Consider the following 25,425-nt stretch of genomic DNA (forward strand, 5'->3'; position numbering starts at 1 on the left):
TGCATGTCACCGACAACTATTCTAAACGAAGATAAAACCATAACCAAAACCTCTTATTCATGCAATCAAGTACATAAGACCCCTAGTTCTATAATACTAGTTTGTCAAAGCATAGAAGAGAACCTAGAAGACTACAATGATTTCTGTGAATACCTTGCTGAAGAAAATCTTGCAGTTTATATACATAGTTACCAAAACAACATAAACAAAGATCATAATTGTCCTCATAAGAGTTATTACCAACAAAATAATCAGACAATCTTACAAGATGTAATGAAATTGCGTACATTGATTTCAGAAAAACACGGAAATACACCAGTACTTCTCTTTGGATATTCACTCGGGACAATTATCGCTTTATCAACACTGATAAATTATCCACAAAAATTTTCTGGCATTGCTCTATGGAATCTTGATCTATGTTTTGAAAAACACAGCTGTATGATAATGACAACATTCTTAAAAATGGAAAAATTCTTCAAGGGATCAGATACACCAAGCAGATTCATGCACCATTTAACTAGCAATATTTGGAATCGAAATAGTCAAAATTGGAAGTTTTTTTTAAAAAATTCATCTATAACAAAAAATTGTAAAAATAATTCATTAAACTTTCAACATATCCCAATATCAGTATGGATTGAATTGATGTCAATGGCCTCATCTGTAAATGCACGAGGATCTTTTAATCCACTGTCTAGATTCACACCTTTTTTAATTATTGGAGGTGGTAATATTTATTCTAGCTCTGAAGATCCTTCTCAAACATATAAATTAGCAACTAGACTGCAAAACGAAGAATTTTATGATACTTACTTAATGAACCTACCTGCGATACAATTCAATAATCAAATTACATCTTTTCCTACCCAAGCAATCAAAAAATTACGTAATTGGATAGTAAATTCATACTTACCAAAAGTAACACCTAGAATTTCTCAACATAAAAAATAGATTAATTATCTTAAAAAGCAAAAAACATACCTTTCTAAAACTATCCTATAATATTTAAATATTAATATTTAAATAAACTACTATATTATAAAATACATCATCTAACCAACAAATAAATGTATATAGGGGTTATTTTTAAGTTGACCATTCATATAGATATGAATATTGTGATTCAAGATGATCTCTTTAAAGATCTTTTGGGAGCGCGTAGCTCAGTCGGTAGAGCGGTCGGCTTTTAACCGGTAGGTCCTGGGTTCGAGCCCCAGCGCGCTCACCAATTAATATAAACACCAAAAGACATTTTTTTGATAGTCTAAGGATATCTAAAAATTGAAGAACAGTGCATGACAATCTAGTCTAATGTATTTTTAAAATTATCATTTTAAAATATATACAGGTGGATAATAGAAAAAGTAACCTATATTACAGTTGATAATTAACTTATTTCGCGGAGTAACCTGTTCTTTTGACGATCCCAGTCACGCTTCTTATCAGCTTCACGTTTGTCATAAATTTTGTTGCCTTTAGCAAGGGCAAGATCAATTTTCACAAAACCTTTTGAATTAAAATAAATTTTCATTGGAACAATAGTCATACCATCACGACTTACAGCTGCATGCAAACGAAGTATTTCCTTTTTACGAAGTAAAAGTTTGCGATTTCTACGTGGAAAATGATTAAAACGATTAGCCTGTAAATATTCTGGTATATAGGTATTCATTAACCAAATTTCATTATCTTCAAAAGAAGCATAAGAATCAGAGATATTTACTTTTGATACACGCAGCGACTTAACTTCAGTTCCAGTTAATACAATACCAGCCTCGTAAGAGCTAATAATATGATAATTATATCTAGCTCTTCTATTTTCAGATATAACCTTTTTGGAAGGATCACTACGAAATTTAGAACTCATTCTAATCCCAATATAATTTTATAAATACATATTCCTTGAGATAATATATATTTCATAATAAAATTATTCAATAAACTATCCAACTAGTTCAAGAGCTTTATCAATAGCAATCATTGTTTTCTTCTCAAGCATTGATACCATAGGCGATCTTACCACTAATGATATATTTCTTCCCAAACGAGATAGAGCATATTTCACACAACACATAGAAGATTCTATAAAAAGAGCTTGATGAAGAGGCATAAGTCTATCTTGATATTCAAGCGCCTTACGATAATCTCCCTGAATAGTTGCTCGTTGGAATTCAGCACAAAATCTTGGAACAACATTAGCTGTAACCGAAATACAACCAACACCTCCATGAGCGTTAAATCCTAAAGCTGAAGCATCTTCTCCCGATAACTGAATAAAATCTGACCCACAAGCAAGACGTTGCTCTGACACCAATTCAATTCTTCCTGTAGCATCTTTTACTCCTACTATATTAGGATAAGTTTTTGATAATTTCGCCATCGTACAAACATCCATTTCAATAACCGTGCGACTTGGATTATTGTAAATATAAATTGGCAAATTTACTGTATTAGCTATTTCTCCAAAATGAGCTAGAAGACCTTTCTTATTAGGTTTATTATAATAAGGGATGACAACTAGCAAAGCATCAGCACCGATTTTTTGGGCATATTTAGCTAATTCAATTGATTCTTTAGTATTGTTCGAGCCGACACCAGCCATTACAGGTACGCGACCCGCTGACGTTTTAACACACAATTCAATAATTCGACAATGTTCTTCATGTGATAAAGTAGAAGATTCTCCTGTTGTTCCAGCAGGAACAAGTCCTTTAGATCCTTCAGTTATTTGCCATTCAACATGCTCTATAAAAGCATCTTCATCAATTAAATTACCCTTTGTAAACGGCGTAATCAATGCAGGGATAGATTCACCAAATAACATGTAACACTCCAGAATATCTGAGAAAAAATAATAGAAATAACAAACAATTTGAACCCACTTCAAAATAATAGCTAATTATCAAATATATCTAATATACTAGATCTATCCATATTGAAATAGGGTTAATAAATACTTACATCCCTTGATTACAATGACATTTTAGAAAGTATAGTTAAAACTATTGACGTATACATATACAAACAATTACTAATACACGTGAAGAAGTTTTTGATTTATAATTATACTAACTTCCAAAATAGCTATCTAAAAGATGCTCAGTTCAAACTGAGTTTAACAAATAATTTTTAAGAGTAAAATCCTTTATGAAAAAAGATAATCATCTTTTTCTAGTCGATGGATCTAGTTTTATATACAGATCCTTTTATGCAACTCCTTTTCTTTCCCGTAAACGAGATGGACTACCTGTTAACGCTATTGCTGGTTTCTGCAATATGCTATGGAAATTACTACAAAATTCTCACAAAGAAAATATAGCATCACATTTCGCTGTTGTTTTTGATCATTCTGCTACAACTTTTCGCAATGAACTATATCAAGACTACAAAGCTAATCGACCTGAAATTCCCAAAACATTACTTCCACAATTACCACTTGTACGTCTTGCAACACAAGCATTCGGAATACAAGCTATTGAAATAAAAGGATTTGAAGCAGACGATATTATCGCAACCTATGCACGTATTGCAGAAAAAGAAAGAATTTTTGTTACTATCATCTCTACAGATAAAGATTTAACACAATTAATCAGCCCTACTACTTGTTTATACGATACTATTAAGGAGGAAAAAATCGATGCTGAATATGTTATTAAAAAATGGGGTGTTCCTCCAGAAAGAATGATATGCTTACAATCATTAACAGGAGATTCCACCGATAACATACCTGGAATACCAGGAATAGGATATAAGACAGCAGCATTACTCCTACAAGAATATGGAAATCTTGAAAACATTCTTATAAATGCCGACAAAATAAAACAAAATAAAAGACGAAAAAACATTCTAGAATACGCAGATACAGCTCGCCTTGCCAAAAAACTTGTAACTCTACGTACTGACGTACCAATAACCATTCCATTAGAAAATCTTATATTTAAAGATTGCAACGGTCCTCAATTAATTTCTTTTCTTAAAGCATTAGAATTTACAAAACTAACCAAACGTGTTGCTGAATCTTTATATTGCGATGCAGATAACATTGAACCCATAACTTTAGATATAGACGATAATATAAAAAATGATTTTAACGATGTAGAAGAAAATAAATTCGAAAGTTTTACAAATCAATCTAACAAAACAATAACGGTATCGGAACATACTCCTAAAAAGTTATTTTTAGAACGGCTACAATCGCTAACCAAATATCCGATAAATAATGATTACTATACCATAATATCCAATATTAAAGACCTTAAAGAATTGGTTAAAACACTAGAAAAAAATAGTTGTGCTTCTTTCAAAATAATTACAGATACAGCTAATGCTTTAGATTCTAAGCCCATAGCTATTGCTTTCAGTATTTTAAATCAAAAAGATATCTCATCCTTCAAGATAGAAAACATATTCATTGATCTTTCATTAAATACATCTCAAGACAAAGTAGAAAATGCACCTTCAAAAGAAGGTATCTCAGTTCAAGAAATTCTATCATATTTTAAAAACTTCTTTGAGAATGAAATTTTTCTCAAAATAGGTCACAATATAAAATATGATAAATTAGTACTTTATCGTTATGGAATAAACATATATGGATTTGAAGATATAATGCTAATGTCCTACGTCTTGGATTCTGGACGATCTTCTCATGATATAGTTAATATTGCGAGAAAATGGCTATCTTATACTCTTATAACACGCAAAGAACTCTTAAAATCAGGAAAATCACGCATATCAATTGACCAAATTCCTGATTTAAAAATTCAAAAATATCTTATAGAGAGCAGTAGTATTATCTTACAATCATGGTTGCTTCTTAAGCCTAAATTAATTGTCGAAAAATTAATACACGTGTACGAAAGATTAGACAAACCAATGATTGATGTTGTATCCAAAATGGAAATAACAGGAATTAAAATAGATAAAGAACTACTCGGAAAAATTGCAATCGAAATATCTAGAGATTTATTATTGTTGGAAGAAAAAATATATAATATTTCTGGGGAAAAATTCAATATAAGCTCACCTAAACAACTAGGTGATATTTTATTTACAAAACTGCAATTTCCAGGAAGTAATAAAACAAAAACAGGAAAATGGAAAACTACAGCTCAAGATCTTGAACAAATAGATTGTGGACAAAATCCTATAATAGAACATGTCTTAGAATGGCGTCAGCTCTCAAAGATAAAATCTACATATGCTGATTCTCTACCAAATCATATAAATAAAAAAACACAACGTGTTCATACTTTCTATTCTTTAACTTCTGCAATTACTGGACGCTTAACTTCCCTAGAACCTAATCTTCAAAACATTCCTATAAAAACTAATTTAGGAAAAAAAATTCGTAAAGCATTCATTGCTAATAATAATAAAAAACTAATTTCTGCAGATTATAACCAAATTGAATTGCGTGTTTTGGCTCATATAGCAAGGATAACTCCATTATATCAATCTTTTAAAGATTCACTAGATATTCACAAGATTGTAGCAGCAGAAATCTTTGGCGTAGAAATAGAAGAGGTGTCTTCACAAATGCGAAGACATGCAAAAACTATAAATTTTAGTATCATTTATGGCATTTCGCCTTTTAGACTTGCTAATCAACTTAAAATAAAACGATCTGAAGCTGCTGATTATATTAAACGCTATTTTGATCGTTTTCCTGGAATACATGAGTATATTGAAAAAACAAAAAAATTTGTTAGAAAAAATAGATACGTAGAAACTATCTTTGGTCGTCGCATACATTATGATGAAATAGATTCTCCTAAATCATCAATTCGTAATACCATAGAAAGAGCGGCGATTAATGCTCCAATTCAAGGATCTGCAGCTGATATTATACGAAGAGCTATGATTTCAGTTCAGAAATCAATCGAATATAATCAAATGTCTACTAAAATGCTATTGCAAATTCACGATGAACTTGTATTTGAAGTTCCACAAGAAGAGATTACTACTGCCTCTCAAATCATAGTCTGCTCAATGGAAAAAGCATGCTTTCCTAAAATAGATTTGAAAGTTCCGCTAAAAGTAGATATTAAGGTATCTGATAACTGGCAAGGAGAAGATTAAGATATAACAATATCATTTAATTTTCCCAATTAAAGAAGTGAAATATTAAATAGAATAACCTAGGTTATTTAGTAAAATAAATCACTTAGATGACCATAATCATATTTTAAGGGAGTGCTGATTAGGCTACCCTTCCTATAGTAAATCCGCACCTATTCGTTCATAATTTTAAACTTATTTTTAACTAATTAAGAATTAATCCCCCCTCTCTTATTTACCCAAATAAGTGAGTAATACATATTAATGCAACTAAATGTTGCAACTTTTACATTATGATAGGTAACCATGAAACATATTTCTACTTTAGGATTATTATTTGTTTTTCTTGGCTTTAGTGGCAAACGTAAACTTAATTGCCGCCATGGGTATGGGGAACATGGGTATTGTAAAAATTTTCATGTCAATGGCTATTGCAAACGCAACGGAATTTGTGTCAAAGGCTATCATAAATGCTAGCCCAGAAGATATTAAGAATTTTTTTGTTTTGTGTTATAAGGGAAAAACTAATTGTCAAATTAAAAATACGATAATTACTTATAACCTTTATTTCTTATTAAATATTACTACAGAGAGCAAGGAACCTATAATAAAAAATACTAAACTTTTAGCGTTAGAAATAGCTAAAAAATATTTGAAATTATCAATTTTTTACACTTTTTGTTCTTTTGAATTGTTTTATCAACAAACATGTAACCTAAAATACAAGACATGATTTCTTGGGTAAAAGAAGAAAAATATGTCATAAGATCTACAGATATAGTCTTCGTGGCTATAAGATAAATCGCCAATAACGGATAAAACATAATCCAATAAAAAAATTGTAAGTAGTCTCATTAAATTAATCAGACCATCTATCAATTCAACATGTTTCTTCTTTTTTTCGTATTTTGCATGAACTATTTTTAGGTTTATCTGATTTTAGTTCTTCATCTTTGCTAAATCTATCTGAGCTTTTCTATCCATTTTGGATAATTTAATCTGTGTCTTGCTATATTCTAAAGAATGTTTCTGCGTAACTTTCGAATCACCTGAATATTTCATGGAACTTCTTGAGATTACGCCAATAGGGAAAGATACTTTTTTTGTTAATAGAGAAAAAGCCATAATTAATACCCATCAATTCAGTATGTGGTTTCAATCAAAAGCACGAAAAGCTGGAATTAATAAATCTGCTCATGGAGTTCGTAAACCTCTGCTACCTTACTATCCCGATGGTGGAACCACTACTTATCTTATGACTGTATTTTGGTGGAAAAATCAGTAGTACAAGCTGCAAGATAAAATCATGGAGCTAATAGAATGCGTTTAGTAATCAATGCTTCTAAGGTGATTTCTTCTTCAATTAATCACGAACCCAATAAAAAAAAGGCACGGACAATAAGGGAAAAATACTATAATATCAAGGACTTAACGTTAATTTATGGATTAAATATAATAATCTTTTCGAATAACTTGTTTTGAAATAACAGTTGCATCTAAATCTAAATTATAAACAAAGGCTTCTCCAGTATCTATAGTTATTTTAGGAATATTTTCTAAATTTATTTTTTCCAAAACCATGATCAAAGAACGCAAAGAATTACCATGAGCTGTTACAAGAACAGACTTATTCTGAAGGACAAGCGGCAATATAGATTGAATATAATAAGGTATAACACGAGCAACTGTATCTCTAAGACTTTCCCCCCCTGGTGGAGCTATATTATAAGAACGACGCCATAAGTATACTTGATCTTTCCCCCATTTTTTACAAGCATCATCTTTATTCATACCAGAAATATGTCCATAATCTCGTTCATTAAGCGCATCATCATAAATAGGAATAATATACTGCTGATTGATTTCTCGTAAAATTATCTTACAAGTATCTTGTGCTCGTTTTAAAGAAGAACTAAAAGCAGCATCAAAAACAATACATCGTTCAATGAATTTTTTACCAATATCAATAGCTTCAGTTAATCCAATAGAAGTTAATGGAGGATTACGCAACCCAGTGAATAGATTCTTTATATTCCATTCACTTTGACCATGTCGTACCAAAACAAGTCTTCTACTCATTTACTTTGTCCTTAGAAACATTCTGTAAGACATCACGCATGGAATATAAACCAGAACTTTTAGATTTTGCCCATAATGCAGCAGTCAAAGATCCTCTAGCAAAAATACAACGGTCATATGCACTATGGGATAAAATAATAGATTCACCTTCACCCGCTATAACAACAGAATGCTCTCCAACTATAGACCCAGCACGCAATGAAGAAACACCAATTGATCCTTTTTTACGAACCTGCTGTTTTTGATTACGATCTAAGATAATGTGATCCTTAAGATTAACCTTACGACCATCTGCTATTGCTTCTCCAAGTAATAATGCAGTTCCTGAAGGAGCATCTAATTTATGCCGATGATGCTTTTCTAAAATTTCAAAATCCCAATCCTTTTCCGGAAAATATTCTGCAGCAATTTCAACTAAAAATCTTAAAAAATTTATTCCTAAACTCATATTTCCTGATTTTACAATCCTTACGTTATTTGCAAAAGACGCAATAATCTCATTTTCTTTAATAGAAAAACCTGTAGTTCCAATAACATGCACAAGATTATGCTTAGATGAAAAATGTAAAGACTGCAACGTCAATGCAGGAGAAGAAAAATCAATTATTCCATCTACATCATGAGCAGATTCCAAATTATCAGAAAACATTACTCCCATAGGAGATATACCTACAACATTTCCTACATCTTTTCCTATAAGAGGAGATCCAGACCGCACTATAACAGAATTTAATATAATAGAAGGATGATCATGGATTTCTTTAATTAAATATTTACCCATACGTCCTCCACCTAAAACACTTACCTTCATTGGCGATTTCAACATATTCATCCCTCCCGAAAAACATATAAGTATTTTAGTAGATTATTTTATCAATCACTATTTAATCCACCTGCGCCTCACTCTTTCATCGACGATAAAATTAAAGCGATCTGCCATTTTTATATAAGAAACCATACCTAAAATTGCAATATAAGGATTAGTTATAACATATGTAGGTATTTTATACATGAGCTCTTTATGAGGAGATTTATCTTCAAAAGCATTTCGAAAACGAGAATTACACAATAAATCTATAATTCTACAGGGAATACCACCAGAAATATATACTCCACCTCTTGCCATAAAAATCAAAGCAAGATCACCTGCAACACGCCCAAGATAATCACAAAAAAGATTAATTGCTTCTAAAGCAATAGGATTTTCACCTTGAGCAATAATATCTTTTGAAGATAATACTGTTTTATTTTCAAAACCATTAGCCATACAAATAGCTTGATAAATATTTAGAAGACCTTTTCCAGAAAGTAATTTTTCGGCAGATAATCTTCCCTCAGCACGATCTTTCAAATAAGGGAAAATTTCATAATCACGTTTTGAGCTAGGACCTATATTCATATGTCCTCCTTCACAAGAAATTGGAATCCAAGAATCTTTTGATCGTATCACACTTGAAACACCCAACCCTGTTCCAGGACCAACAATCAACCGAGATGAAGATGGATAACTAGTATCTCTTTCTATAACACGTCCAATAGGAACATAATCAGAAGGAGATAAATAACAAATTGCAAGAGCTTGTGCTTCAAAATCATTAATCAGCAATACATCTTCAAACTGCATATGTGAAATTAATTCTTCTGGATTAATATCCCACTGATAATTTGTAAGCTTAAAACTTTTTTGATCACCAATTGAGGCAGCAATAGCCAGAAAAGCAGAACGTATTCTTATGGAAATTTTACTGTAAACTACATCTCGTATCGCATGTTCTAAATTATCGTAATCATCAATTTTTACTGTACAATAAAATTCGATATCAGATTCCATATTACGCAATATTGCAAAACGAACATTAGTTCCTCCTATATCTACTACGAGAACAGGAAAGGAAATAGGAAAATTTTTACTTGATATATTATTCATATAAAATAACAATCTGGAAGAGTATTACTAATTCTAAACTTTTTCTCTAAGTTTAATTTTTTATGAAATAAATACATATATAAAATTTACCCTTCTCAATCATTATATGACCATTAAATGTCAAGGAACCTATTTTCCTCAATATTATATCAATAAAAAATTTTTATAAATTAAATTATACTATAATTTATATGTATAAAAAAAATTTATAAAAATAAAAATTTGTCACGCTTATAATTTAAGTAAAAAATGATAAAACTATCGAAGTATCATATAAATCCATATTAGGTACTGAATTATTTATATTATAATTTTTATACAAATTAAAATATAAAGAAATATATTACTTGATAATCAAAAAACGATAATAAATATTTAAAAACAACATATACCTCCATCTTTAAAAAAATATATTCCTTTGAATAAATTTTATTTTTATATAAGATAAATTAAGATCAATCCACTCAATTCTTAGAATAGAACTATGAAAAATTAAGGAATATACTTCTATTAATACAAGAAAAAAATCTAATAAAGTACTTTCTATAATCTTCCTATATTTACTTAATTATCAAAATTAGAATATAATTTATTTTAATGCATTACCCTGTTCAATTAATCTATTAACCTTTTTAATGGAAGAATCAAAATCTTCTTTGTAAGGAATAACGCCGACAATATTTCCAAAAGTATTAAACAACAAGAGAGCCGTTGTATGATCAACAAAATATTTTTTTTCTATATCCGGTTTCTCTACTATAACATTATTAACATAAATACGAAAACTCTTTGCTACACTCATTACATTAACAGGATCCCCTGATATTCCAACGATACGATCAGAAAATCTCTTTACAAAATTTTTCATAACTTCTGGAGTATCTCTTTTAGGATCAACAGTAATAAAATATGCATTTAACAATGTTCCAGTTGGATCAACTTGTTTTAGTAAACGATCTAATTTAGAAATATTATTAGGACAAACTTCGGAACAATGGGTAAATCCAAAAAAAACAATCGATGGTTTTTTATATAAAGAATTAACAGAAAAATCTTTTCCATCTTGTGTTACCAAATGAACATCACTGCTGAATTTTTTATTATTATCAACAAATGTTGAACTAATAGACACATAGATGATAGCTCCTAATACCGCAAGAACTATAGTCCCTAAAATTATCGCCAAAGCCTTCATATACTATTGTCCTCCTTTGAGCATTTAAATACTAACTATGAATCTTATTTGCCGATAAAAGTATTCAAATTAATATCAAGATATATTCTAAATTAGAATAAAGTTTTTACAAATTTCAAATGCAATATATATATTCCTTTAAAATAGCTCAAATAAATAATTTGATCAATAATCAGACGACCATAAAAGTAATATACATCTAATGAAAGAAAGAAAACTCGTACTAAAATAATAATATTACTTTAGATAATTACCAAAAATACATTTCAATTATCAGAGGGTATCATGATTTTTATTTTAAAATTTCCAATCTTGAGATTTAAGAACAATAAAATCTCTAAAAGCTTTTAACTTTTCAGTATTTTTTAATGCTTCAGGATAACAAAAATAAACAACAAACGATGGAGCACTAACATCTTTCATCACTCTTATTAAATTTTTATTATCTTTGACAAGATAATCTGGCAAAAGAGCTATCCCAGATCCTAACATACAATATTGCATAATAGAAATATAACTGTTAATTTGCAAATAAGAAATCCTATGCTCACCAAGAGGACGACCAACTGTAGCTAACCAGTTAAAATCCTCCATACATTTAGGAATCAAATCACCAAAAGTAATTAAATTATGTTTATCTAAATCTTGAATAGATAATGGCTCGCCTCGATTCTTAATATAATTAGAAGAAGCATAAGCATGCATATTAATCGTAACTAATTTACGCTGTATTAAAGAAGGTTGACTTGGTTTTCGAAGGCGAATAGCACAATCAGCATAGTCCATACTAATATCTATATCTTTATTATCCAGAATAAATTGAACTTGAATGTCAGGATATAGCAATAGAAATTCTTTCAAACTACCATGTAATAGATTTTGTCCTAAATCTATCGTTGTTGCAATCCGCAATTTTCCAGATGGTTTTTCAGATAATTGCTGCAACTCAATTTGTGCATTTTCTAACTTACCATAAACCTCAGATGTAACGTGATGTAGTTTACTGCCCTGTTCTGTTAATGTAAGACCACGTGCATGACGATAAAAAAGCTTAACCCCTATTTCTGCTTCAAGCCCACTTATATACCTACTAATAGATGACTGAGAAATATTTAGCTGTTCTGCCGCATGTGTAAAAGAAGAATATTTAGCAACCAAATAAAAAACACGCAATTTATCCCAATCTAAAGACATAATCTACCGTTTTTAACACCTATATTATAATAAATTTAAGCAATATTAAGATTCAATGAATAGAAAGGTATTTCTCCGCTTCCAAGGCTGCCATACATCCCATAGAAGCAGCAGTAATTGCTTGTCTATAATGTTCATCTGCAACATCACCGGCTGCAAAAATTCCAGGAACACTGGTAATAGTTGAATTAGGCATAGTCCATATATAATTTGTATTAGTCATCTTCAATTGATGACGGAAAATCTTAGTGTTAGGCTCATATCCAATAGCGACAAAAACCCCATCTATTCTCCTTTCCAAAAACTTATCATCCTTCTTATTATATAAACGAACTCCCGAAACAGATGGAAATAGTGGAGATTCTGGAATATCCCCAATAATTTCAACAACTTCAGTATCAAATAAAAAATCAATATTAGGCTGTAAAAACAACTTTTCTTGAATAATTTTTTCCGATCGCAAAGATGAACGACGGTGCACTATTGTTACCTTGCGAACAATTTTAGAAAGATGGAGAGCCTCTTCAGCAGCTGTATTCCCTCCTCCTATAACAATAACATCCTTACCCTTATAAAAAAAACCATCACAAGTAGCACATGACGATACACCAAAGCCTTGAAATTTTTTTTCACTTTCTAACCCAAGCCATTTAACTTTAGATCCTGTTGCTATAACAACAGTATCAGCACGCCAAATATCAGATGATTTAGTTGCTATAATAAAAGGACGTTTATCTAGATCTAATGATACAACCAAATCTTTTACAATATTTGTCCCAAAGCTTTCTGCTTGAAGGCGCATTTGTTCCATCAGCCAATCTCCTCGGACAGGAGATGCAAATCCCGGATAATTTTCAACGCTTTCAGATATCAATAATTGTCCACCAAAATCCAATCCAGCTATAATCGTTGGTTCCAACATAGCACGAGCAGCATATATAGCTGCAGTATATCCAGCTGGACCAGAACCAATAATTAATATTTTAGAAACATGCGAAGCCATAGAATTAAAATCCCTGCATCATAAAAATAATATTCAACAACCAATTATATATAATTATTAATACAAAACAAAAAAATATCATATTGATATGATACCATTAAATACTTTATATAAAAAAAATATTTGGAATAATAACAGTCATTATAGTATAAAATATCATAATATAACCACAAAACGTAATTTAAATACAAAAGGAAAATATCTTCTAATCATTTACCATAAATAAAATTTTTATACTTCTCATTTTCTATTTAATATATAAAAAAATACTTTTTGTCTTACCACAGATCGGAACTAGGCAATGGAATATTACCTTGAGTTTTCTTATTATCTACTTGTCGATAATCTAATTCTTCATAACTTCCTTTGTTATCCAAAGGAAAACTAGATTTTTTATATAATTGGGGATTTTCATCTTTTATAATAATCGATTCTAATCTTGATTCATCTTTGTTGTTTTTATCTGAAACCTGTAAAATGGATTGAATATCATTAGTAGCATTATCCAATATATTGCGACTTTCATTATTAGTTTTTGCTTTATCTATCGTAAGAAGATCTACTGGCTTTTCTTGTGAATCTAAAAGTTCTGTCTGTTTAGGGAATGATGGTTTCTTTCCCGAAAACCTATCATAAACTTCATGAACTTGATCAAAAGAAGCATTATTCTCTTTATCTAAGACATCGTTAGTGAAAACCTTCAAAGGATTCTTACTAGCATTAATAATACGTGGACCACCGCTAGCAAAATCTATCTCTCGATTTAATTGGAAAAACCAATATATACCAAATCCTACTACGATAAAAATGTATCCTATCAACCAGAATAGTCTACTATGTGTTGAATCTTTTTTTACATTATCATAAATATTATTAGAACTAGATGGACGACTACATTGAAAATCATCTACAGAAGTATTTAAAGAAGAAAAAATATTTTCCTGATGAAATTCATTTTCTAAAACATTATCTTTCTTAACAGAAAATTCCTGCTCTATAACCCTAGAATCATCAGAAAATTCTTTATTATCGCGTTCTTCAAAAGATAAAGCTGCAATATCTTGTTCAAGAGAACAATTCAAGTTTTCAATTGAGATTTTTTCTTCCGAAAAAGGCATAATAAAATTATCTAATTCCTCAGGAAAATTTTCAAACTTAACAATTTTGGTAATATCAAAATCCAAATCTTGATCTTTTTCTATACTAGAAGAAGATTTTTTCTGATTTACGAGATCATCTAACAATAAATCAGGATTTGAAATTTCATCAGAATGGCTAACAGATAACAATTCTTTTTCTATATCTTCAAAATCCAAAACAATATTATCTTCAATAGCAGAAGCAGGTTCCAAGTTTTTTTTTGAAGTTCCCTTTAAAGATAAATCACTATCATCTACTTGCAATTTTTCTGTATGTTGAATATTCGAAGATGAAACATTTTTTTCTGATTTCAAAGGATTATCATGAATACAATCCAGAAAAATATTTTTTTCTTCTGGAGGGTAAGACTTAATTTCTCCAATTTTTTTTACAGTAATAGAAGAATCAATACTACTCTTGTTTTTTAATTGATCATTTAAAATTTTTTCTTTTTCATCTAGATTTATAGGATTGATTTTATGTTTTTCATCAAGATCCTCATCTAAACCATGAATAATTTCTGAATTAAGATCTAGATCATTTATATCGGATTCAGGATGCAAAACTTCATCAATATCCGCAGCATTCTTTGAAATAAATTTATAAGCACACGATTTATTTTCTAAATTATAATTTAATGACTTCTCAGATAAATTAGAACTTAAGATAGGCATATTTAAAGAATTATATGTAACATCAGATTTAGGATAAAGATGACTATCATTAGATAAAGATTGATTAACAGAAGAATTCTGGAACACACTTGTATTGTTATTATAAGACTCAAGTTTTCCTTTATCTATATTACGAAGAGAAAGTATTAATTCTCGTTCTAGCCCATCAAAAAAAACTTTATCCTTCAAAAAAACATCTGCTAATTGTTGTGAACACTTTTCAATAACAGGAGGAGAAAACTGTCCCATTTGAATAAAATCAGATTTTTTATGAGGTAATTCTTTGTTATTTTTCATATTTTATACCATCCAACTATGATTCTATTTCACAACGTAAGAATCATATACTACATTCAACTCATTTCATGAGGAGATTCAACCCCTATAATGTTAAGAGCAGAATTAATAACAGAAGATAAAGCATATACCAATTGCAATCTCATCATTGTTAAATCTCTATTATTTTCTTGGATAAACTTTAACTTTGGATTTTCTCTTCCATGATTCCAATGTCCATGAAAAATGCTAGCAAGATTATACAAATAAAAAGCAAGTTTATGAGGCTCTTGAAAAACGGTAGCATTCTCGATAACACGGGGATATTCTGCAAGATGTACAATTAATTGCAATTCACTGGCATCAAATAAAAACTCTTGGAAATTTTTATTTTTTTGAAACAAATCAAAATCAATATCTGGAAAAACATCTTTTGCTTGCCTAAAGATAGATCTACATCTAGCATAAGCATATTGTACATAAAATACAGGATTTTCCTTTGATTGTTCCTTAACTTTACAAAAATCAAAATCCAATAATTCTGAATTTTTCCTCCACAACATCATAAAACGCACTGAATCACAACCTACTTCATCAACAACATCCCTTAAGGTTACAAAATCCCCTGCACGTTTTGACATTTTGACAGGCATACCATCTCTATAAAGCCTAACTAATTCACATAACATCACATCAATAATATCTTTTTTCTCTGACACTGCAAAAGCTACTGCTTCAAGACGTTTTACGTAACCACTATGATCAGACCCAATGACATATACCATCTTATCAAAACCACGGCCATATTTAAATTTAAAATAAGCAAGATCTGCAGCAAAATAAGTATAAGATCCATCTAACTTAACCAAGGGACGATCAACATCATCACCGACCATTGTTGAACGAAATAGTAATTGTTTACGATCTATTTCACATTTTTGATTTTTTGTTGATTTTGGCAGAGGAAGAGTTCCCTCATATATATACCCTTTACGATCAAGGATATCAATTATATCACGTATAGGAGAGCAGTCACCATGATGGAAATCGTTTTCCGAAACAAAAATATCATGTTGTACATTAAGAGCTTTTAAATCATCCTTTATAATATGCATAATTGATTTTACAGAATAATCTCTAACTATTGGCAACCATTTATCCTCATGGAAATTTAAAAGTTCTGAACCATATTTATCTGATAATTCTTGTCCGATCTTTTTTAAATAAACACCTGGATATAAACCTTCTGGAATATCAGAATCGTGGATAGAGAATATTTGTTGATAGCGCCAAAATACAGAACGAGCTAACATATCAATTTGAACACCCGCATCATTAATATAATATTCCCTAGTTACTTCATAACCAGAAAAAGCCATTAGATTAGCAAGCGTATCTCCTACAACAGCACCACGACAATGCCCAACATGCATCGGACCTGTTGGGTTAGCAGATACATATTCAATATTAACTTTTATATTTTTTCCAATTAAATTACGACCATATTCTGTTCCACTGGACACAATAGAAGAAAGAATTTTACTCAAATAGGAAGAAGATAAAAATAAATTTATAAATCCTTTTCCCGCAATAGATGCAGAATCTACATCAGGATCAAGCTTTATACGAGAAACAATTAATTCAGCTATAACTATAGGATCAAGATCAAGAGGACGACTCAAAACCATAGCAGCATTAGTAGATAAATGCCCATGAGCACAATCTCTAGGACGTTCAATAACAATACGATCTAAAAATTCTTTTTCTAATTCTATTTTAAAATCAATATTTTTAATATAATTTCTCAGACGAACACCAAAATCCGCAAAGAGATACATAACCACACTCCACTCGATAAACGAAATATTTACTCATTATAGTACTTTAATGAAAATTATAATATTCTACTGCAAAATCAGGGATATAACCAAATAGAATATTGTGTTCATATATTGCATAACCATCTGTCATCCCAACCAGGTAATCTGCAATACGCCGCACTTTTATCATATCATCTACATCTTGTTTAAATTCCAATTTATCATATCCTCGCATCTTATATGGATCCGACATATATGCAGAAAAAAGATTTCGAATAACACTATCTATTTGATTACGGCAATCAATAATGCTAGGATGACGATATACATATTTCAAGAGCATAGACTTAATTTCTTTATCTACTATAGCCATCTCCTCAGAAAAATCTACGATTTGAAAACTAGCAGAACGAATATCATTAATTGAGTTAGGCTTTAAGCTCGCTATTCTTTTTTGAGATACTGTTATCACATCTTCAACCATAGCAGTAATCTGCCTTCTTACAAGCTCATGCACCAAACGCTTTTCATCTAAATCAGCATAAAGATTATGCAATAATTCGATATTATCTTTCAAAAATGACACTTCTTCCATCATATCAAAAGTCAATATCCCTGAACGCACACTGTCATCAATATCATGTGCATCATAAGCAATATCGTCAGCAATAGCAGCAACTTGGCTCTCAAGACTAGAAAAATTTTCAAGACTCAAACCATGTATATGATAATTATCATAAAACATCTTTGGGATAAGACCATTTCTTACGAAATCTTTTTTTGGAAAAGGACCGTTATGTCCTAATAATCCCTCTAGAGTTTCCCAAGTAAGATTAATGCCATTAAAATCTGCATAACTGTGCTCTAATTCGGTTACAATACGAAAAGATTGCATATTATGTTCAAATCCACCATAAGAAGAAAGAAGATCATGTAAGATACTTTCTCCAATATGGCCAAAAGGAGGATGACCAAAATCATGTGCTAATGCTATTGCTTCAGCCAAATCTTCATCAATCCTAAGTGCACGTGATAAAGATCTTGCTATTTGCGACACTTCAATAGTATGCATTAAACGAGTACGATAATGATCCCTTTGTCTCTTAAAAAAAACTTGTGTTTTATCTTTTAATCGACGAAATGCTGTAGTATGAATTATACGGTCGCGATCACGTTGAAATTCAGAACGTGTCATACTTTTCGGCTCTACATACATTCTGCCTAGACTCTTTGTAGGATCAGCAGCGTATTTAGCTTTTTTTTGATAACCAAATCCTAATTTGCTTTTTATTACCACCTTATTTCCTTTTTTCTCCTGGTGTCCTAGAATCAGTATTTCATATATACATAAAATATACTATAATAAGAAGTGATATAGTGGAGGAAGAAATGGTTCCTATTATAAAGATTACCGATGCAGCTGCCATACGAATTAAAGACATTTTAAAATCCAATAATGACAAAAAAGCTCTTCGCGTTGCCATCGAAGGCGGAGGATGTTCTGGTTTCTCTTATAAATTTAATCTTGAGTCTAACCAATACGAAGACGACGTAGTATTTAATAAAAACGGCGCTCAGATATTTATAGATAAAACATCACTTAAATATCTCATTAATTCAGAAATAGATTTTGTAGACAACCTTTTAAGCAAATCTTTTCAAATAAAAAATCCTAATTCTACAAGCAGTTGTGGTTGTGGAGTAAGTTTTTCTATATGAGCAAAGAATAAAATGAGCCTATTAAAAATAGCTACTTGGAATGTCAATAGCATAAGAGCACGCATCCATAATCTTATTGAATGGATTAAAGATAATGATCCCGATATTATTTGCTTACAAGAAACCAAAACCGATAACAAAACTTTTCCTTTTGAGGCTTTGCAATCTTTTAACTATAATATTAAAGCTCATGGACAAAAATCCTACAACGGAGTGGCAATTCTATCAAAACATAATCCTATAGAGGTTTTAACTAAGCTTCCCGGAGATGATATTGATGAGCAAGCACGATTTATAGAAGCAACTTTCACGATTAATTCCCAAATACTTCGTATAGGGAATATATATTTACCTAATGGGAATCCTGTTATGTCTCCCAAATACAGTAATAAAATATCATGGATAAAGAGATTTTTACAATTCGCATCCCAACGACTTGCGTTAGAAGAAATACTTATATTAGCAGGAGATTATAATATCATTCCTCAACCATATGATTGCTACGATCCAATAATATGGGAAAGTAATGCATGCTTTCAATTAGAAGTACGTCAATATTTTCAAAAATTACAAAATATTGGATTCACGGATGCAATACGCGCTACACATGACACAAATAACCTTTATTCTTTTTGGGATTATTTTGCAAACTCTTGGACAAAAAACAAGGGAGTAAGAATTGATCACATGATGCTATCCCCAGAAGCTACTTCTTTGCTACATTCAGCTCAAATAAACACAAAACCACGGGGATGGGAAAAACCATCAGATCACGCACCTGTCATTCTATCATTAGATATTCCTGAATAAGAAAAAATCATACATCAATATAAATTAATGTACTCCTCTTTTACAAAAATAAAAAAATATTATTTATAAGCATACTTGTACAGAACACAATTATTGGGGAAAAATTAACGTGAATATTATCAAATAAATTAATAGTTGCAATACTACAACAAAATTATTTTTTTACACCTCAAATTACCATTATCTTACAAAGGCATCAAATAAAAAAATCTTAATAAAACTAACTATCTAGAAAACTTCTTAATTTCTTTGAACGACTCGGATGCTTTAACTTGCGAATTGCCTTTGCTTCAATCTGACGAATACGCTCACGAGTAACACAGAACTGTTTACCCACCTCTTCTAGAGTATGATCTGTATTCATCCCTATTCCAAATCGCATACGCAATACTCTTTCTTCCCTCGGAGTCAAAGAGGCAAGAACACGTGTTGTCGTTTCGCGCAAGTTTGCTTGAATTGCAGAATCTACAGGAGATACGGCATTTTTATCTTCTATAAAATCGCCAAGATGAGAAGTATCTTCGTCGCCTATCGGGGTTTCTAGAGAAAGTGGCTCTTTAGTGATTTTTAAAACTTTTCTCACTCTTTCCAAAGGCATTGCGAGTTTTTTTGCTATCTCATCAGGAGTAGGTTCACGTTTAATTCTATTTGACATCCTACGTGCAGTTCTAACAACCTTATTGATCGTCTCAAGCATATGAACAGGTATTCTAATCGTGCGAGATTGATCTGCGATAGAACGTGTTACTGCTTGTTTAACCCACCACATTGCATATGTAGAAAATTTATAACCCAAACACCAATCAAATTTTTCCGCAGCTTTCATCAAACCAATATTACCCTCTTGAATTAAATCCAAAAACTGCAATCCACGATTTGTATATTTTTTGGCAACAGAAATAACAAGACGCAAATTAGCCTCAACCATTTCCTTTTTGGCTATACTTGCTTCACATGCTCCCTTGCGCACCATCGAAACAATATGCCTGAATTCAGAAATAGATATCCCTGTTTCAGATGAGATATCTTTAATTTCATTTCTAATTGTAAGGACAGCATCATTCTCGCAAGTAATAAAATCTTTCCATCCTTTTTCAGAAAAATCTTTTGCACAATCTACCCATTTAGGATCTAACTCACGCCCTTGATAACGGTCTAAGAAAACTTCTCTTTTAATCCCATAAGACTGAGCTAATCTTAGAATCTCACCTTCATTTTGCATAATACGCTTAGAAATGTCGTATAGCTGTTCAACTAATAAATCAATACGACTTTGATTTAATGAAAGAGATCCAACTAATTGAACTAATTTCTCTTTTAGCATTTTGCATTTTGCAGAGTATTGTTCATCTTTTAATTTTAAACCATCTGATGAATTATCTTGGAGCGAACGCAATTCGCTATATGATTCTGCAATTTCATCAAGCGTACCCATTACTTTAGGTCGCAACTGATCCTCCATTGCGGAAAGAGTATGCGTAGAATCGTCCTCATCTTCATCTAAATTTCTTTCATCATTTTCAATATTTTCTGATGAAGGATTATCATTCTTACTTTCATTTTTATCTTGTTTTAAAGTGTTTTCAACATCATCTTTTTTTAAAGTATTTTCAACATCATCTTCTTTATCTTTAAATTCATCTTCATGTTTCTGATAAGAATTTTCTCCTCCATAAAAAAAAGCTCCTTTTGTTCCTGGGTCAATACAAGCCTCCAAATCTATAATCTCGCGTAAAAGCGTAGTACCATCATTTAACTCATCTCGCCAAATGATAAGTGCTTGGAAAGTAAGGGGACTTTCACATAGACTTGCCATCATCATAGCTCGACCCGCTTCAATCCTTTTAGCTATAGCAATTTCACCTTCACGTGATAATAATTCTATAGAACCCATTTCACGCAAATACATGCGGACAGGATCATCGGTACTTCTATCAGATGAATCTTTACGTTTTTGAGATAATACAGACGTACTACTAGAACCATTGGCTAAATCAAGAGAATCTTCAGATCCATCTTCATCTTCTATATCATCGCCGTCAATTACATTAATGCCCATGTTAGAAAACATAGCCATTACTTCTTCAACCTGATCAGAATTTGAATCGTCAATAGACATCACATTATTTAATTCTTCTATAGTAACATAACCACGCTGCTTAGCGAGCTTTATAACTTTTTTCCAAGAATCATCTGAAAAATAAAAAGCTAGAGAATCATCCAAATTCTCATGTTCACTATCAGAGTTTCTATTTTTCTTCTTTCCTATTGTCATCGCTTTTACCTTGTCCCTCAAAATCGAGATTTACCATTACTTAGAGAAATAATGGACAAAATGCATACTTCACACGATTTTTCCAAAGATTACCTTACATAATCATCGTTTTTGAATTTAAACAAAATTTTAACAAACCGAATTAAAAAATAAATATCTCAAATAACCATAAATCCCGTATCTTTATACAAATGACTCCTATTGTATTTCTTCAAATTACAAAAATATATACCTATAAAACTTTTCCAAAAAAATTCTACTTAATCTTAAATCATCATGTATTATCATATTTAAAGAAAATCAAAATAATATTTTTTTATCACTATAGATTTTCTCAAAACAATAGTACTAACATGTATAATAAAAAATCAAAAATTTGTACAACCGACCTAAGTATCATTACCAATGATTTTTACAAGATACAATCATATAATCATATAAGAAATATAAATTTATTATCAAAAACAAGGTAATTATATGTTTTTTTATAAAAAAATGCACCATGTTGCAATTTCTGAATATGGAAATTCAGATGTTATGTTTTTAACCGAATCACCAATTCCTAAACCTAAAAGAGAAGAAATTCTCATTAAAGTTGATGCAATTGGAGTTAATAGACCTGATATCATGCAAAGAAAAGGGCTATACCCTCCTCCTAGAAATGCTAGCACTATACTAGGGCTTGAAGTAGCAGGGGAAATAGTAGACTTAGGGGAAAACACCATTAATTGGAATATAGGAGATAAAGTATGCGCATTAGTTAATGGAGGTGGATATTCTGAGTATTGCATATCTCATCAAGGACATACCCTTCATATTCCAAATGGCTATAATGCAATACAAGCAGCATGTTTACCTGAAGCATTTTTTACAGTATGGGCTAATCTATTCCAAACAGCTAAACTACGAAGTAGACAAACAATCTTGATTCACGGAGGATCAAGTGGAATCGGTACTACAGCAATACAATTAGCATCTTATTTTGGAGCAACAGTATATACGACAGCTAAATCAGACGAAAAATGCCTCGCCTGCTTAAAACTTGGGGCCAAGTATGCAATTAATTACTTAAAAGAAGACTTTTCAGAAATTATACAAAAGGAAACTAAAGGAAAAGGTGTTGACATTATACTGGATATGGTAGGAGCAAATTATCTCGATAGACACCTCAATATTCTTGCAAGGGAAGGACAACTAATTATCATTTCTTTTTTAGGAGGGAATATTGCAAAAGAGTTTAACCTAAATCCTATAATCTCCAAAAAACTAACTATTACAGGATCTACCTTACGTCGCCAAACTGATGCAGTAAAACAAAACATTCGTGACGCGTTAAAATTTAAAATTTGGCCTATTCTAAATTCTCAAGAAATTGTTCCAGTAATATACAAAACTTTGCCATTAGAAGAAGTAATTATAGCTCATAATATTATGGAAAAATCAGAACACATTGGAAAAATCATATTGTTACCATAATCAAAAAGATAAATTTAGATGTAAAATACATAGATAAAATACATAATAATGAAGTGATAATTATTTATAAAATATAAAATCATAGATGATACTTACATGGAAATTGTAAATTATTTAGATCCTAGCGGACTATACCATGTAGTATAAATTAAATGTTTAAAACAAAATATTTGAAAAAATTAATACTTTTATCAAAAAACGGAAATTTTGCGATTATAACAGCTATAATAATCCCAGTCATTCTAATCTTATCATCTGCCTTTATAGTATTTTCTAATGCTATGTCAATCAAATCTACTATAGAATCTTCTGGCGAAGAAGCATTGAATCGTGGAATATATTTGATTTGTTCTCATGATATTCAACCACCAAACGCCATAGAGCCAATATTAGATGATTTTAAAAAAATCCTTATAAAAAATAGTTTTACAGTCGAAGTAGCTGATGATATCAGGAAAAATACTCAAGTCAGTATTTTACCAGACGACCATTCAGATATACAAAAAAAATATATTTTAAAAATGCATACGAATTATAATAATATGCCATTAAATAAATTCGAAAAATTTTTTATGTTAAAAAAGGAAAATATAGATTTAGGAATTGATGTAGAAGAGATATCAAATTGTAGGCACGAAATGATGATAATGTTACATAATCCTCCTAGCATTCACGATACTAAATATGATTATCCCGAATTTATCAAAGCACTTAATTCAATTATTGATCATGAAAATGTTCATTTAACAATGATATCTGGATCAATAACGATTACAGGAGCATCGTATGAAACCAAAAGATTTCACAACATCTTCTCTAAATTAAGAGCACCGTTTTTAAGGGGATTAGGAAATGAAGAAACCTTATATCATATTGGAATATGCAACGATAACGGTTTGTTCTTCAACTTAAGCTCTGATTCATGTGTATTCAATACTATTAATGATCTCTCGTGGAACTTAGCAAATAATTATAAAAAAATCGATACTATTACTAGATTCAATGGTGATACAAGAAGATCTAAATACCATGTAATAATATCACATCACACAATCACAGGATCTCAAGCTTATTCATGGAATATAGGTAATGTCCATTTCATTCAAACAAACAATTCCCTTTTTAATACAATTAGAGCTAATGATCTAATATCAAATACATTCGAAGCAGATATAGAACCACTAATTTATTACCATGGAGAAATTAGTAATTGGCTTAAAAAAGACATATCCGAAGCTGTTAAAAGAGGAGATTATATAATAATCTGCACCAATGATGTGATGCATGATTCTAATGCTTATCAGAAAAATGCATTACTAAAACTTCTAGCAGATAATAAAATATCTACGATATTCCAAAACGTATGGAAAAATTCAGACGAAACTAAACTTTTTGATTCTAATGGAAGAAAAGTAACAGTATATGGTATAGGAAATGCTAGTAAAAATGAATTTATTATTTTAGAATTCCATAAAAATATAATTTATGTTAAAAATTGTATTATCAAAAACAGAGATCAAGTTTATGTTAAAAATAAATTATCGCCGATTCATCTAGACAAATAAGCAATGCTTTTATTAAAAGCTTTGGCATAGTAGTTAGTTATATTAAAAAATGAAAATTCATAATTATTGCCATTAATTAAACTGACAAAAAAACTTCACACTCAATTATTATAGAAGACATGTTTTAAATCATATATAATTCACAATACCTATATGGAAAATAATACTCATTTTTATAGTAGTGATTTCAAACACGTTATTGACTGATG

At 30.5% G+C, this 25,425-nt stretch carries 21 protein-coding genes and 1 tRNA gene; 9 read left to right on the forward strand and 13 right to left on the reverse strand.

Features of this window, described 5'->3' with window-relative positions; genetic code table 11:
• The first annotated feature begins 3 nt into the window (after positions 1–3).
• On the forward strand, positions 4–954 hold the full coding sequence (locus GY664_RS03860) for a serine aminopeptidase domain-containing protein (RefSeq protein WP_333948155.1): 951 nt from the start codon (positions 4–6) through the stop codon (positions 952–954).
• A 201-nt stretch (positions 955–1,155) separates the two neighbouring features.
• Positions 1,156–1,231: transfer RNA gene (locus GY664_RS03865), tRNA-Lys, on the forward strand.
• A gap of 159 nt (positions 1,232–1,390) precedes the next feature.
• On the opposite strand, the gene smpB is transcribed toward GY664_RS03865, so the two are convergent.
• Both smpB and dapA read right to left on the reverse strand, forming a co-directional pair.
• Entirely contained in the window at positions 1,391–1,870 is a 480-nt protein-coding gene (gene smpB / locus GY664_RS03870; RefSeq protein ID WP_333948156.1) for an SsrA-binding protein SmpB, read from the reverse strand.
• Positions 1,871–1,945: 75 nt separating this feature from the next.
• Positions 1,946–2,827 (reverse strand): 4-hydroxy-tetrahydrodipicolinate synthase, encoded by an 882-nt coding sequence (gene dapA, locus GY664_RS03875; protein ID WP_333948157.1) that lies wholly within the window; start codon positions 2,825–2,827, stop codon positions 1,946–1,948.
• A 323-nt stretch (positions 2,828–3,150) separates the two neighbouring features.
• Here dapA and polA point away from each other — a divergent pair, with 323 nt between their 5' ends.
• On the forward strand, positions 3,151–6,084 hold the full coding sequence (gene polA / locus GY664_RS03880) for a DNA polymerase I (protein WP_333948158.1): 2,934 nt from the start codon (positions 3,151–3,153) through the stop codon (positions 6,082–6,084).
• Positions 6,085–6,400: 316 nt separating this feature from the next.
• Positions 6,401–6,796, forward strand: a complete 396-nt coding sequence (locus GY664_RS03885) for a hypothetical protein (protein ID WP_333948159.1) — start codon at positions 6,401–6,403, stop codon at positions 6,794–6,796.
• A gap of 206 nt (positions 6,797–7,002) precedes the next feature.
• Here GY664_RS03885 and GY664_RS03890 read toward each other — a convergent pair whose 3' ends face one another.
• Positions 7,003–7,125, reverse strand: a complete 123-nt coding sequence (locus GY664_RS03890) for a hypothetical protein (RefSeq protein WP_333948160.1) — start codon at positions 7,123–7,125, stop codon at positions 7,003–7,005.
• Here GY664_RS03890 and GY664_RS03895 point away from each other — a divergent pair.
• On the forward strand, positions 7,124–7,348 hold the full coding sequence (locus tag GY664_RS03895; RefSeq protein ID WP_333948161.1) for a hypothetical protein: 225 nt from the start codon (positions 7,124–7,126) through the stop codon (positions 7,346–7,348). The two genes, GY664_RS03890 and GY664_RS03895, sit on opposite strands and share 2 nt — an antisense overlap.
• A 161-nt stretch (positions 7,349–7,509) precedes the next feature.
• Here GY664_RS03895 and GY664_RS03900 read toward each other — a convergent pair whose 3' ends face one another.
• From GY664_RS03900 to GY664_RS03940, 9 genes are all read right to left on the reverse strand, one after another.
• Positions 7,510–8,142: a 2,3-bisphosphoglycerate-dependent phosphoglycerate mutase gene (locus tag GY664_RS03900; RefSeq protein WP_333948162.1), complete on the reverse strand. Its 633-nt coding sequence runs from the start codon at positions 8,140–8,142 to the stop codon at positions 7,510–7,512.
• Positions 8,135–8,968, reverse strand: coding sequence for a 4-hydroxy-tetrahydrodipicolinate reductase (gene dapB, locus GY664_RS03905; RefSeq protein WP_333948163.1), 834 nt, complete (start codon positions 8,966–8,968; stop codon positions 8,135–8,137). The genes GY664_RS03900 and dapB overlap by 8 nt, the downstream gene beginning before the upstream one ends.
• A gap of 54 nt (positions 8,969–9,022) precedes the next feature.
• The gene (locus GY664_RS03910; RefSeq protein WP_333948164.1) at positions 9,023–10,069 is read right to left on the reverse strand and encodes a glucokinase; all 1,047 of its coding nucleotides are present in this window, start codon (positions 10,067–10,069) and stop codon (positions 9,023–9,025) included.
• 589 nt (positions 10,070–10,658) lie between these two features.
• Entirely contained in the window at positions 10,659–11,264 is a 606-nt protein-coding gene (locus GY664_RS03915) for an SCO family protein (RefSeq protein WP_333948165.1), read from the reverse strand.
• Between the two features lie 297 nt (positions 11,265–11,561).
• Positions 11,562–12,458 (reverse strand): LysR family transcriptional regulator, encoded by an 897-nt coding sequence (locus GY664_RS03920; RefSeq protein ID WP_333948167.1) that lies wholly within the window; start codon positions 12,456–12,458, stop codon positions 11,562–11,564.
• 52 nt (positions 12,459–12,510) lie between these two features.
• Positions 12,511–13,461 carry a thioredoxin-disulfide reductase gene (trxB, locus tag GY664_RS03925; RefSeq protein WP_333948168.1) on the reverse strand — a complete coding sequence of 317 codons (951 nt, stop codon included), beginning with the start codon at positions 13,459–13,461 and terminating at the stop codon, positions 12,511–12,513.
• A 278-nt stretch (positions 13,462–13,739) separates the two neighbouring features.
• Complete coding sequence (locus GY664_RS03930; protein WP_333948169.1) at positions 13,740–15,572, reverse strand: hypothetical protein; 1,833 nt, start codon at positions 15,570–15,572, stop codon at positions 13,740–13,742.
• Positions 15,573–15,628: 56 nt separating this feature from the next.
• Entirely contained in the window at positions 15,629–17,389 is a 1,761-nt protein-coding gene (gene argS / locus GY664_RS03935) for an arginine--tRNA ligase (RefSeq protein ID WP_333948170.1), read from the reverse strand.
• Positions 17,390–17,435: 46 nt separating this feature from the next.
• The gene (locus GY664_RS03940; RefSeq protein ID WP_333948171.1) at positions 17,436–18,668 is read right to left on the reverse strand and encodes a deoxyguanosinetriphosphate triphosphohydrolase; all 1,233 of its coding nucleotides are present in this window, start codon (positions 18,666–18,668) and stop codon (positions 17,436–17,438) included.
• Between the two features lie 92 nt (positions 18,669–18,760).
• Here GY664_RS03940 and erpA point away from each other — a divergent pair, with 92 nt between their 5' ends.
• Positions 18,761–19,090, forward strand: a complete 330-nt coding sequence (erpA, locus tag GY664_RS03945; RefSeq protein ID WP_333948172.1) for an iron-sulfur cluster insertion protein ErpA — start codon at positions 18,761–18,763, stop codon at positions 19,088–19,090.
• 12 nt (positions 19,091–19,102) lie between these two features.
• Positions 19,103–19,900, forward strand: coding sequence for an exodeoxyribonuclease III (gene xth, locus GY664_RS03950; RefSeq protein WP_333948173.1), 798 nt, complete (start codon positions 19,103–19,105; stop codon positions 19,898–19,900).
• A 220-nt stretch (positions 19,901–20,120) separates the two neighbouring features.
• On the opposite strand, the gene rpoD is transcribed toward xth, so the two are convergent.
• Complete coding sequence (rpoD, locus tag GY664_RS03955; protein WP_333948174.1) at positions 20,121–22,175, reverse strand: RNA polymerase sigma factor RpoD; 2,055 nt, start codon at positions 22,173–22,175, stop codon at positions 20,121–20,123.
• Between the two features lie 477 nt (positions 22,176–22,652).
• On the opposite strand from rpoD, the gene GY664_RS03960 reads away from it, so the two are divergent.
• Together GY664_RS03960 and GY664_RS03965 are read left to right on the forward strand one after the other, a co-directional pair.
• Positions 22,653–23,651 (forward strand): NAD(P)H-quinone oxidoreductase, encoded by a 999-nt coding sequence (locus GY664_RS03960; RefSeq protein ID WP_333948175.1) that lies wholly within the window; start codon positions 22,653–22,655, stop codon positions 23,649–23,651.
• A gap of 152 nt (positions 23,652–23,803) precedes the next feature.
• Complete coding sequence (locus GY664_RS03965; protein WP_333948176.1) at positions 23,804–25,216, forward strand: hypothetical protein; 1,413 nt, start codon at positions 23,804–23,806, stop codon at positions 25,214–25,216.
• Positions 25,217–25,425: the final 209 nt, after the last annotated feature.

Source organism: Candidatus Liberibacter brunswickensis (assembly GCF_036858155.1).
Lineage (GTDB): Bacteria > Pseudomonadota > Alphaproteobacteria > Rhizobiales > Rhizobiaceae > Liberibacter > Liberibacter brunswickensis.